The sequence below is a fragment of the Nocardioides cavernaquae genome (assembly GCF_003600895.1).
Classification (GTDB): Bacteria; Actinomycetota; Actinomycetes; order Propionibacteriales; family Nocardioidaceae; genus Nocardioides; species Nocardioides cavernaquae.
This window is the reverse complement of the sequence record NZ_QYRP01000002.1, coordinates 1,409,589-1,421,611: the sequence shown is the minus strand read 5'-3', so window position 1 is coordinate 1,421,611 and position 12,023 is coordinate 1,409,589. Positions and strand designations below refer to the sequence as shown.

Annotated in this window: 10 protein-coding genes; 3 read left to right on the top strand and 7 right to left on the bottom strand. The window is 70.1% G+C overall.

All coding sequences use genetic code 11. The features are described from left to right. Positions 1-9: 9 nt before the first annotated feature. Positions 10-513, bottom strand: a complete 504-nt coding sequence (locus D4739_RS06905; protein ID WP_120059883.1) for a SigE family RNA polymerase sigma factor — start codon at positions 511-513, stop codon at positions 10-12. A 144-nt stretch (positions 514-657) separates the two neighbouring features. Here D4739_RS06905 and D4739_RS06900 point away from each other — a divergent pair, with 144 nt between their 5' ends. Next, a complete protein-coding gene (locus D4739_RS06900) occupies positions 658-1,245 on the top strand; it encodes a hypothetical protein (RefSeq protein ID WP_120059882.1) in 588 nt (195 codons plus the stop codon). 39 nt (positions 1,246-1,284) lie between these two features. Here D4739_RS06900 and D4739_RS06895 read toward each other — a convergent pair whose 3' ends face one another. Next, positions 1,285-1,743, bottom strand: a complete 459-nt coding sequence (locus tag D4739_RS06895; protein ID WP_120059881.1) for an RrF2 family transcriptional regulator — start codon at positions 1,741-1,743, stop codon at positions 1,285-1,287. A gap of 138 nt (positions 1,744-1,881) precedes the next feature. On the opposite strand from D4739_RS06895, the gene D4739_RS06890 reads away from it, so the two are divergent. Both D4739_RS06890 and D4739_RS06885 read left to right on the top strand, forming a co-directional pair. After that, positions 1,882-3,750, top strand: coding sequence for an acyl-CoA dehydrogenase (locus D4739_RS06890; protein WP_120059880.1), 1,869 nt, complete (start codon positions 1,882-1,884; stop codon positions 3,748-3,750). A 94-nt stretch (positions 3,751-3,844) separates the two neighbouring features. Beyond that, complete coding sequence (locus D4739_RS06885; RefSeq protein ID WP_120059879.1) at positions 3,845-5,359, top strand: carboxyl transferase domain-containing protein; 1,515 nt, start codon at positions 3,845-3,847, stop codon at positions 5,357-5,359. On the opposite strand, the gene D4739_RS06880 is transcribed toward D4739_RS06885, so the two are convergent. From D4739_RS06880 to D4739_RS06860, 5 genes are all read right to left on the bottom strand, one after another. Then, positions 5,347-6,669 carry a dihydrolipoamide acetyltransferase family protein gene (locus D4739_RS06880; protein WP_120059878.1) on the bottom strand — a complete coding sequence of 441 codons (1,323 nt, stop codon included), beginning with the start codon at positions 6,667-6,669 and terminating at the stop codon, positions 5,347-5,349. The genes D4739_RS06885 and D4739_RS06880 overlap by 13 nt on opposite strands. Beyond that, positions 6,669-7,646 carry an alpha-ketoacid dehydrogenase subunit beta gene (locus tag D4739_RS06875; RefSeq protein ID WP_120059877.1) on the bottom strand — a complete coding sequence of 326 codons (978 nt, stop codon included), beginning with the start codon at positions 7,644-7,646 and terminating at the stop codon, positions 6,669-6,671. Before D4739_RS06875 ends, D4739_RS06880 begins: the two co-directional genes overlap by 1 nt. After that, positions 7,643-8,752: a pyruvate dehydrogenase (acetyl-transferring) E1 component subunit alpha gene (pdhA, locus tag D4739_RS06870; protein WP_220699349.1), complete on the bottom strand. Its 1,110-nt coding sequence runs from the start codon at positions 8,750-8,752 to the stop codon at positions 7,643-7,645. Before pdhA ends, D4739_RS06875 begins: the two co-directional genes overlap by 4 nt. Before the next feature lie 249 nt (positions 8,753-9,001). Beyond that, a complete protein-coding gene (locus D4739_RS06865; protein ID WP_182920333.1) occupies positions 9,002-10,783 on the bottom strand; it encodes a lamin tail domain-containing protein in 1,782 nt (593 codons plus the stop codon). Between the two features lie 121 nt (positions 10,784-10,904). Continuing rightward, positions 10,905-11,843 (bottom strand): cation diffusion facilitator family transporter, encoded by a 939-nt coding sequence (locus tag D4739_RS06860; RefSeq protein WP_120059874.1) that lies wholly within the window; start codon positions 11,841-11,843, stop codon positions 10,905-10,907. Between the last annotated feature and the right edge of the window lie 180 nt (positions 11,844-12,023).

Below are 12,023 nucleotides of genomic sequence, written 5' to 3'. Positions count from 1 at the left end.
CAGGGGTCCTTAGAGGGTCGTGAGGTCGGGGAGGGAGGCGCCGAAGTGGTCCCGCAGCCGCGAGAGCGCACGCATGCTCCGGTTGCGGACGGCACCTTCGGAGACGCCGAGCTGGGTGGCCGTGTCGGCCACGCTGCGGTCGTCGAGGAAGCGGAGCACGAGCACTGCCCGATCCAGTGGTGGCAGGGCAGCCAGGGCCGCCGACAGCGACATCCGCAGGTCGGCATCACCCTCGAGTGAGGCCAGTTCGGGCAGCGCCCCGCTCGGCAGCTCGTGCGAGCTGCGCCGACGCCGCTGGCTGATGAACGTGCGCACGAGCGTGGTCTGGGCGTACGCCGCGGGGTTCTCGATCGGCGGGGCGAGCCGGCGCATCCAGCGCGCGTAGACCTTGGCCAGGGCCTCCTGCACCAGGTCCTCGGCCAGGTGCGTGTCGCCGCAGAGCAGCCATGCCGCGCGGTAGAGCTGCGGAAGCCGCGCTTGGGCGAACTCCTCGAAGTCGTCGGTTCTCGACATGTCCCTCCTCGGTGAATGGATCATCACCCCCATCGACGCGCCGGCACCAGCGATCCGTCACAGGTCACGGGCATCACACGCGCCACGACGTCCCATTTGCGCTGCGTTCACCCGTACGTCCCCGGGTGGTGCCACGCTGTGCCCATGTCCAAGCACCACGCATTCGTGCTCGTCGGCCCCAGCATCCCGGCCGACGACGAGCTGATCGACGAGCTGGCCCGCCGCTCCGAGGTTCTCGACGAGGCCGCTCTCTCGCTCCCGAAGGTCACGCAGGCGGACCTCTTCCGCTCCGGCGTCGAGCTGCTCCGCAGGCACAAGGCCGACGGCCTGCGCCGCTCGGACGTCGAGGGCAGCTGGGCACGGGTGTGCCGCAAGGCCGAGAAGCGGAAGGGCGACGTGCTGTTCGGCAACGCGGCGTACGTCGCTGCGGAGCCGGCGCAGATCTCTCTGCTGCTCGACGGGCTGGCGGGGTTCCGCACGCACGTCGTGATCACGGCCCCGCGCGGCACCGAGGGCATCGACGAGCTGATCGAGCCGTGGACGCAGGCCGTGAAGGCCAGCCGCCTGCACGTCCTGACCCTCGAGGAGGGCGACGACCTCGACACGTTGCTCGCACGCATTGTCGAGCTCGCGCGCGACACCCGGACCGCCGACCTCGAGCGGCGCATCGTCAAGCTCAAGCAGAAGCGCGGCGAGCTGAAGGACAAGCTCCAGCAGATCCGCGCCAGCTGATCCCGGTCTGGTCCACCTGGTCCAGACCGATCAGCTGGATCAGTGGGGCTGCCAGGCGTCCTCGTCGGCGGTGCGGCTGGTGACTTCCTGCGGCAGCTCGCGGGTCGCGAGCGAGTCGATGGTCACCTTCTCGAAGACATCGCGAAGAGCCGAGCGCGCGGCGATCCAGACCTGCTGGAGCCCGTCCGCCTTCTCGTTGTAGGTGACCGCCTCGGGGCGAAGTCCGTAGACGGAGACCAGGGGTCCGTCGACGGCACGGATCACGTCGGCCACGGTCACGGTCGAGGCCTCACGCGCGAGGCGCCAGCCGCCGGACTGGCCACGCTGGGACATCACGACGCCGGCACGGCGGAGGTCGGCCAGGATCGCCTGGAGGAATCCGTGCGGGATCTCCTGCAGTCGGCCGAGCTCCTCGGCACTCACCGGGCGGCCATCGTCGCGGCCGGCCATCTCGATGAGGGCGCGCAGGGCGTAGTCGGACTTCGCGGACACTCGCATGACGACATTGTCGCAGGACTCGCTCCAGTTTCGTGGCACAGATCATCACGGGTTCGTCTTGCATGAGCGGACACGGCGTTGCAGAATTAAGTTACTGATGAGTAATCACTCCACTGACTGCCCGGAAAGGGTCGCTTCGTGAGCCACTACAAGAGCAACCTCCGCGACATCGAGTTCAACCTCTTCGAGGTGCTGAACACGCAGGAGTACCTCGGCACCGGTCCCTTCGAGGAGATGGACGCCGACACCGCCCGCGAGATCCTCGCGGAGATCGAGCGCATCTCGACGCAGGACCTCTCCGCCTCGTTCGTCGACTCCGACCGCAACCCGCCGGTCTTCGACCCCAAGACCAACACCGCCCCCGTCGGCGCGGCGTTCAAGAAGTCCTACGACGCCTTCATGAACTCCGGCATGTGGGCGATCCAGACCCCCGCCGAGATCGGCGGCCAGACCGCGCCGTCCTCCCTCGTGTGGTCCTCCGCCGAGATGATCTGCGGCGCCAACGCCCCGATCTGGATGTATGCCGCCGGCCCGTTCTTCGCCGGCGTTGTCTACAACAACGCCAACGGCGTCGCCCGCGACGTGCGCATCGCCGAGATCATGGTGGAGCGCCTCTGGGGCGCCACGATGGTCCTCACCGAGCCCGACGCGGGCTCCGACGTGGGCGCGGGCAAGGCCTTCGCCACGCCGAACGAGGACGGCTCCTGGAACATCTCCGGCGTCAAGCGCTTCATCACCAGCGCCGAGTCGGACCTGCAGGAGAACATCATGCACCTGGTGCTGGCCCGCCCGAAGGGCGTGGACGGCATCGGCGGCCCGGGCACCAAGGGCCTCTCGCTCTTCCTGGTCCCGAAGTTCCACTTCGACCACGAGACCGGTGAGCTGACCGGCGCCCGCAACGGCGCCTACGTCACCAACGTCGAGCACAAGATGGGCATCAAGTCGTCCAACACCTGTGAGGTCACCTTCGGCGACCCGCAGGTCGGCGGCGGCGAGCCGGCCCAGGGCTGGCTGCTCGGCGAGGTCCACGACGGCATCGCCCAGATGTTCGACGTCATCGAGAACGCCCGCATGATGGTCGGCACCAAGGCCATTGCGACGCTCTCGACCGGCTACCTGAACGCGCTGGACTACGCGAAGTCCCGCGTGCAGGGCCCCGACCTCACCCAGGCCGCCGACAAGGCCGCCCCGAAGGTCACCATCACGCACCACCCCGACGTCCGCCGTTCGCTGATGACCCAGAAGTCGTACGCCGAGGCCATGCGCGCCCTCGTCATCTACACGGCTTCCTGGCAGGACAAGATCCAGATGGCCAAGGCCGCTGGTGAGGACCACTCGCTCGCGGAGAAGGTCAACGACCTGCTGCTCCCGATCGTGAAGGGCTACGGCTCGGAGAAGTCCTGGACCCTGCTCGGCACCGAGTCGCTGCAGACCTTCGGTGGCTCCGGCTTCCTGCAGGAGTACCCGATCGAGCAGTACGTCCGAGACGCCAAGATCGACACCCTCTACGAGGGCACCACCGCGATCCAGGGCATGGATTTCTTCTTCCGCAAGATCGTCAAGGACCAGGGCGCGGCCCTCGGCCACATCCAGTCGGAGATCGAGGCGTTCCTCGCCTCCGAGACCGCCTCCCCCGAGCTCAAGGTCGAGCGCGAGCTCCTCGCGACCGGCCTCGCCGAGGCCGGCGAGCTGGTCACCCTGGTCATCAACGACCTGATGGCCGCTATGAACGAGATCAAGAGCATCTACAAGGTGGGCCTCAACACCACCCGCGTGCTCATGGCTCTCGGCGACGTGGTCTGCGCCTGGATGCTGCTGCGCGGCGCCGAGGTGGCCCAGGCTCGCCTGGCCGCCGGCGACGCGGGCAAGGACGAGGCGTTCTACCAGGGCAAGGTTGCTGCGGCGAAGTTCTTCGCGGCCAACGTGCTCCCGAAGATCACCTCCGAGCTGGCGATCGCCAAGACCGTGAACCTCGAGCTCATGGAGCTCTCCGAGGACGCGTTCTGATCTGACGCATCACCCGGCGCCCCGGCTGCTCTCGAGCGGTCCGGGGCGCCGGTCATTTCTCTTCGTGCCCGCCACCGTGAAATAGGGTGTCCCCGTGTCTGACCGCCTCTCCGCCTCCGAACTGATCGCGAGCCTCGTCGACGACGGTTCCTGGACCTCGTGGGACACGGCCGTCGTCCGGAGCGAGATCTCCGAGGAGTACGCCGCGGAGCTGGCCGCCGCAGCGGAGAAGTCCGGCGTCGACGAGTCCGTCCTCACCGGCAGGGCCACGATCGAGGGGCGCCCGGTAGCGCTCATCGCAGGCGAGTTCGGCTTCTTGGCCGGCTCGATCGGCCGGGCCGCCGCCGACCGCCTCGTCGCCGCCGTCGAGCACGCGACCGCGGAAGGACTGCCGCTGGTCGGCCTGACCTGCAGTGGCGGCACCCGCATGCAGGAGGGCACCCCCGCCTTCGTGCAGATGGTCCGCATCGGAGCCGCCATCACCGCACACCGCGCGGCGGGCCTCGCCTATGTGGCCTACCTGCGCCACCCGACCACGGGTGGCGTGATGGCCTCGTGGGGCGCACTGGGGCAGATCGTCTTCGCCGAGCCCGGTGCCCTGGTCGGCTTCCTCGGCCCGCGGGTCTACTCCGCGATGCATGGCCAGGACTTCCCGTCCGGCATCCAGCTGGCCGAGCACCTCGCCGACATCGGTGTCATCGACGGAGCTGTCGAGCCCTCCGACCTGCGCGAGCTGCTCGGCACCACGCTGCGCGCGCTGACGGTTGACGCGCTTCCGACAGGGACCGCCGCGCCGGACTTGACCTCTCGACGCGCCAGAGTTGACCCTTCGGCGGACCAGACCCGACCTTTCGGCGGGGTGGACGCGTGGGAGGCGGTCACGCGCACACGCCGTGAGGACCGGCCCGGTGTGTGCGAGCTGCTCGCGGCGGCGTCCGACGTCGTACTCCTCAACGGCACGCAGGCCGGCGAGACCGACGCGACGATCGCCCTCGCGCTGGCCCGGTTCGGCGGCCAGCCGTGTGTGGTCGTGGGCCAGGACCGCGCGGCCGAGGCGGCCGGCGAGAAGCTCGGGCCGGCCGGGCTCCGGGTCGCGCGGCGCGGGTTCGCGCTGGCGGCCGAGCTGCGCATTCCGGTCGTCACCGTGATCGACACCCGTGGCGCTGAGCTTTCGGTCGACGCCGAGGAAGGTGCGGTCGCCGGCGAGATCGCCCGCTGCCTCTCCGAGCTCGTCGCCTGCGGCGCGCCCACGCTCTCGGTCCTGCTCGGCGAGGGCAACGGAGGAGGCGCGCTCGCGTTCCTCCCCGCCGACCGCATCCTCGCCGCCCAGCACGCCTGGCTGTCGCCGCTGCCGCCCGAAGGGGCGAGCGCGATCGTCCACCGGACCACCGAGCGGGCCGCCGACCTGGCGCGATCGCAGCAGGTGCTCGCGCTGCAGCTCCACGAGCGCGGCGTCGTCGACGTCATCGTCCCGGAGCTACCCGACGCCGCCGACGAGCCCGACACCTTCTCGGTCCGGCTGGCAGACGTCATCGCCGGCGAGCTCGCCGCGTTGCGGATCGCCGGGCCGGGGACGCCGGCCCAGCGCGCCGCCCGCTACGACTTCTGAGCCTCACTCCCGGGATCTTCGAGTGCCCGCGCGATCGAGGCCAGGAAGCGTGACCCCTTCTCGCCGTCGACCAGCCGGTGATCGAAGCTCAGCGCGAGCGTCGCCACGTGCCGGATCGCCAGTGCGTCATCGCCCGCGGCGGTCGTGACCACCCACGGCTTCTTGCGGATCGCGCCGACGGCCAGGATCGCCGACTCACCGGGGTTGATGATCGGGGTACCCGCGTCGATGCCGAAGACCCCGATATTGGTGATCGTGAAGGTGCCGCCGGTCTGCTCGGCCGGCTGGGTCCTGCCCTCGCGTGCAGTCGCGGTGAGCTGCTCCAGCGCCATCGCCAGCTCCGGCCCGGAGAGGTCGCCCGCGTCCTTGATGTTGGGCACAAGCAGCCCGCGCGGCGTGGCCGCCGCGATCCCGAGGTTCACGTAGCGGCGGAACGTCACCGCCTCGCCGTCCCACCGCGCGTTGAGCTCGGGAAACTCGCGCAACGCGGCGACACAGGCCTGCGCCACGATCAGCGTCGTCGTCACCCGCACCCCGTCGTACGCCGGGTCCTTGCGCAGCGCGGCCACGCGCTCGACCGTGCGGGTGGCGTCCACCTCGACCCACTCGGTCACGTGCGGAGCGGAGTACGCCGAGGTGACCATCGCCTGCGCCATCACCTTGCGGACGCCCTTGACCGGTTCGCGGTACTCCCGGTCGAGCAGCGGAGGCAGCTCGGTCGGTGCCGGTGTCGCCCGGCCTGCAGGGGCAGCTGGCTGGGTGGCTGCCTCGACATCCGCCCGGGTGATCACCGGGCCGGCGTGCGCGACCGCGTTCAGGTCGACCCCGAGCTCACGGGCCAGCAACCGCACCGGCGGCTTGGCCAGCGGGCGCTGGCTTCCGACAGCCACCTGGACGGAGGGGTTGGCGAGGGCGGCCCCATCAGTGTGAAGACTTTTCGTCACCTGCTGACCAGAAGTCCTCGGCTTTTCGCTGGCGGACGAGCGCCGGCGAGACGCGCGATCGCGCGGGCCGTAGCCGACCAGCGTGGCGGGACCCTCTGCCGCCTCCTCGTCGACAACGGGCGCCACGTCGTCGGCGGTGGTCACCCGCAGGATCGGCGTGCCGACCTCGACGGTCTCCCCCACGGCGACCAGCAGCGCCTCGACGGTGCCGGCATAGGGCGAGGGCAGCTCGACGATCGACTTGGCGGTCTCGATGTCGACGACCGGGTCGTTGACCGCGATCACATCACCCACGGCCACGTGCCAGGCGACGATCTCGGCCTCGGTCAGACCCTCGCCCGGGTCGGGCAGGCGGTACTCAGCCATCAGAACCCCAGAACCCGGTCGACCGCGTCGAGCACACGGTCGACGTCAGGGAGCCACTCGTGCTCGATGCGGGCTGACGGATAGGGGGTGTCGAAGCCGCCGACACGCAGCACCGGCGCCTCGAGCGAGTAGAAGCACTTCTCGGTGATCCGGGCCGCGATCTCGGAGCCCATGCCGAGGTTCATGTGCGCCTCGTGGACCACGACGGCGCGGCCGGTGCGGCGTACGGAGTCGAGGACGGGGTCCATGTCGAGCGGCGAGAGCGTGCGCAGGTCGATGACCTCGAGCGAGCGCCCCTCGGTGGCGGCGGCATCTGCGGCGGCCAGGCAGGTCTTCACCGTCGGGCCGTAGCAGAGCAGCGTCACGTCGCCGCCGGCGCGAGCCACCCGCGAGGCGAAGAGCGGCCCGGGGCCCACGGCGGCATCAAGCTCCGCCTTGCCGGAGTGGTACTGCCGCTTGGGCTCCAGGAAGACCACCGGGTCATCGTGGGCGATGGCCTGCTGGAGCATCCAGTAGCCGTCGACCGGGTTGGAGCAGGCCACCACCTTGAGCCCGGGCGTGTGCGCGAACTGAGCCTCCGGTGACTCGCTGTGGTGCTCGACCGCGCCGATGCCGCCGCCGAACGGGATCCGGATGACGATCGGCAACCGCAGCCGCCCCCGCGAGCGGGAGTGCATCTTCGCGACCTGGCACACGATCTGGTCGTAGGCCGGGTAGACGAACCCGTCGAACTGGATCTCCACCACCGGCCGGTAGCCACGCAGCGCCAGACCGACCGCAGTGCCGACGATGCCCGACTCGGCGAGAGGGGTGTCGATGACCCGGTCCTCGCCGAAGTCCTTCTGGAGCCCGTCGGTGATCCGGAAGACGCCGCCGAGCCGGCCGACGTCCTCGCCCATCACCAGCACCTTCGGGTCCTCCTCCATCGCGCGGCGCAGGCCGAGGTTGAGCGCCTTCGCCAGGGTCACGGTGCTCATCGGGTCACCTCCGGCGCGGCGCCCTGGAGACCGGAGAGGTACGCCGCGAACTCGTCGCGCTGCGTCTCCAGCTCCGGCGTGATCTCGGCATAGGCCTCGTTGAACGGCGAGAGCGGCGAGGGGTCAGGCAGCGCATGGCAGCCCTCGCGCATCCGGACTCCGAGCGCGTCCGCCTCGGCCTCGAGCTCCGCGAACCACTCGTCGGAGACCAGGCCGTTGCGGCGGAGGTAGGCCTCGACGCGCGCGATCGGGTCCTTCAGCTTCCAGTGCTCGACGTCCTCGCTGAGCCGGTAGCGCGTCGGGTCGTCGGTGGTCGTGTGGGCGCCCATCCGGTAGGTGTAGGCCTCGACCAGGGTCGGACCCTCGCCGTCACGGGCCCGCTGGAGCGCGGCCTGCGCCACGGCGTACGTCGCGAGGACGTCGTTGCCGTCGACCTGGTAACCCGGGAAGCCGAAGCCCTGGGCCCGCTTGAAGAGCGGGATGCGGGACTGTCGCTCCATCGGCTCCGAGATCGCCCACTGGTTGTTCTGGCAGAAGAAGACGACCGGTGAGTTGTAGGACGCCGCGAAGACGAAGGCCTCGTTGACGTCACCCTGCGACGAAGCGCCGTCACCGAAGTGAGCGATCACCGCGGTGTCGCGGTCCGGGTCGCCGGTGCCGACGAGGCCGTCGCGCTGGACGCCCATGGCATAGCCCGTGGCGTGCAGGGTCTGCGCGCCGATCACGATCGTGTAGAGGTGGAAGCCGGTCGCGACCGGGTCCCAGCCGCCGTGGTCGGTGCCGCGCCAGGTGCTCAACATGTCGAGCGGGTCGATGCCGCGGCACCACGCGACCCCGTGCTCGCGGTAGGTCGGGAACACATGGTCCTGCTTGCGCAGTGCCCGGCCGGCGCCGACCTGGGCAGCCTCCTGACCGAGCAACGGGGCCCAGATGCCGAGCTCGCCGTGCCGCTGCAGTGCCGTGGCCTCGGTGTCGAGCCGACGACAGAGAACCATGTCGCGGAGCAGGCCCCGGATCATCTCTGCCTCGTCGACTCCCGGACCGGGGTCGAAACGAAACTCGGGGTGCTCGACGCGCTCGCCCTCGGGGGTGAGCAGCTGGATCAGATCCGACATCAGCCGTCTCCTCGCTATGCCGCCACGGGATTGCCGGTGCGGTGGTGGTGCGGAACCACGGGGGTGTGTGGGCCGCGTCACTCCACGCTACCGGTCCGCGGTCACGATCGGGAGTCAGCCGCGCCTCAATGTGCGCCTCGAGCCACGACCAGAGCCACGACCATCAGCGACGACAACGGGGCCCGACTCGCCGGACGTACGGCGTGCCGGGCCCCACCGGTGTCGCAGGTGGTCGGACTGTCAGCAGGTGATGGAGCCCTTGCGGATCGCGAAGCCACCGGTGTTCGAGTCGTCGGACCAGAAGACCGGCTTGCTGCCCGCGACGCAGTCCGCGGCGGGGGCGAGGGTGAAGCCCTCGTTGTTGAGGTTGGCCATGCCGGTCGGGCGCTCGTTGATGACCTCGGCCGCGAAGGCACCCGAGGCGTTGACGTCCAGGACCGCGCTGCGGCCGGTGCAGTTGTCGTCGCACGCGGCCCAGAGCTTGCCGGTCTGGGTGTCGAACGACAGGTCCATGACACCGATGAACGGGCTGTCGATGGTGGCGACCTTCGTCGCCGTGCCGGTCGTGTGGTTGAGCGCGAACGCGTGGATGTCACCGGTCTGCTCGACACCTGCGAAGAAGAGGCCACCGGCGTGGTCGGCGTACGACGCGGGGTCGTAGACGGCGCCCGTGGTGGCGTCGACGAAGCCCTTGGCAACCAGCGCCGCGTTGGGGATGAAGGAGACCGCCTCGAAGCCGGTGTTGGCCGAGGTGGCCGGGATCAGGCTGGTGAGGTTCCACTCGCGGGTGGCGTTGAGCGACGAGCCCGAGCCGGACACGTCGAAGCTCAGGATGCTGTTGCGGCTGACGCTGCTGTTGCCGTTGTCGCGCTCAGCCGCCACGTAGACGCCGCTGGCTGATCCGTTGGCGAAGGTCACGCCCTCTGCGTCGACGTCACCGGTGCCGCTCGGGTAGTGCAGCACCTTGCCCGAGGTCCAGCCGGTCGACGGCGCCCAGTTGGTGCCGTTGAAGGTCAGACGGTGCAGCGTGCCGACGCCGTTCTTGGCGGCCCACAGGACTGCCGAGGAGCCGGAGCCCTCGTAGGCCAGGCCGCTCATGTTGGTGCCGAGCGCGTTGGCCGGATCGACCGTGGAGGCGCTCGACGAGCCAGGCCAGGCCTGGGTCTGCAGCGGAGCCGAGCAGGAGTTGGCGGCGGCCTTGGTCGCGGCGGCGGTCGCCTCGAACGCTCCGGTGCCGTTGGGGCAACGGCCCAGCGTCGTGGCCGCGTGCGCGGACCAGCTGGTGCTGTCGACGAGGATCGAGCCGCCCGGCTGGTAGAGCTTCGCGGACTCGGGGGCTCCCAGGCCGAAGCCGAACTGCGCCTCCTCGATCACGCGATAGCCGCCAGCCACCACGGTCGAGCCGGAGGGGAGCGTCCACGAGTTCGCGTCGTCCTTGAAGACGTAGCCGCTCAGGTCGGCGGTCGTCGATCCGTTGTTGATGATCTCGACCCAGTCACCCGGCGTACCGCCGTTGGACTCGACCTCGTTGATCTTCACGTTGACGGGCGTCGAACAGGAGTTCGCCGCGCCCTTGGTCGACGCGAGCGTGGTGGCGAAGGCGCCCGTGCCGTTGGGGCAACGACCCCAGGTCACGGATGCGTGCGAGCTCCAGCTGGTGGAGTCGACCAGGCTCGTGCCGTCCGGCGCGAAGAGGCGCGCCTGGTCGCTCGCGCCCAGACCGAAGCCGAACACCGACTCGTCGAAGACGCGGTACGCGCCGGCGGCGATCGTGGTGCCCGAGGGGATCGTGTAGTTGCTGCTCTTCGCGCTGTCCTTGAGCCGGAAGCCGGACAGGTCGATCGTTGCGGTGCCGGTGTTGTGGAGCTCGATCCAGTCACCCGGCGTGCCGCCGCTGGACTCGACCTCGTTGACCTTCACGAGTTCCGCACCGGGCGGGACCGCAGCATTGGCCGGCGAGAGCACCGACGCGATCGGGAGCAGGGCGACGGCCACGAGGGCTGCGCGGAGAGAGGTGTGCAAGGAGGCGTCCTTCGCTCGGGGGAACGGGCACGGATGTGCGCGCGAGCCTCTCGGGCAGGGACCACGTGACGGTGACGCGACACGGAACGTCGCGTGAAGGTACGCCGCCCGGCGGACGGCGTCAGCCGCAGCCGGTCTCGCCCAGGTCCTCGTGCTCTCGGTGTGAGGCGGGCTCGACCTGGAACGTCGCGTGCCGGATGCCGTGGTCGGTCGCCACCCTGTCGGCGAGATCGTCGAGGACCGCGCCGACACCCCGCGACGCGAGCACGTCGTCAGCCACGGTGACGTGCGCCGACAGGCTGAGCATGCCGCTGGTGATCGTCCACGCGTGGAGGTCATGGACCCCGACCACACCATCGATCGTCACCAGCCCGCCACGGACCTTCTCGAGGTCCAGACCCGCCGGGGTCGCCTCGAGCAGCACGAGCACGGTGTCGCGGAGGAGCAGCAGGGCGCGAGGCGCGATGAGCACGGCGATCAGGATCGAGGCGATGGCGTCGGCGCGGTGGAAGTCGGTCAGCAGGATCACGATGCCCGACACGACGACGAGGGCCGAACCGACCGCGTCGCCCAGGACCTCCAGGAGCGCGCTCCGCATGTGGAGCGCCGAGGTGTCGCCGCGCGTCAGGATGGCCAGCGCGACGACGTTGGCCAGCAGGCCCACGAGGGCGAAGACCACCAGCGGTCCGGCATCGACGGACACCGGGTCGCGCAGTCGGCCGATCGCGGTCCAGAGCAGCCAGGCGGAGAGACCGAGCATGACGACGGCATTCGCCAGGGCCGCGAGCACCTCCGCGCGGTGCAACCCGAACGTACGCCGAGCGGTCGGCGGCCGCATCGCGGCGTACGACGCACCGAGCGCGAGCGCAACCCCGACAGCATCTGACGCGACGTGTCCGGCATCGGCCGCCAGCGCGAGCGAGCCGGTGAGCCAGGCGCCGACCAGCTCGACCGCGATGACCGCGACGGACACCAGGAGCACGAGCACCAGCCGGCGGCGGTCCGCCGCACGACCCTCGCCGTGACCCTGCGCCTGGCCGTGCCCGTGTCCGTGTCCCATGCACCCCATCGTGCCGGACGGACCCTGGCGCCCGGGCGCAGAGTGCCGGGATCTCCGCAGGGACCCGACTGGGGTGGGATGACCCGGGTCTTCTGGGGTGTCACTGGGGTCATGCCCTAGTGCCGCATCGGTTGGTGAAGGCACACGATCAAGACCAGTCACATGTCGTTTCCAACGGCC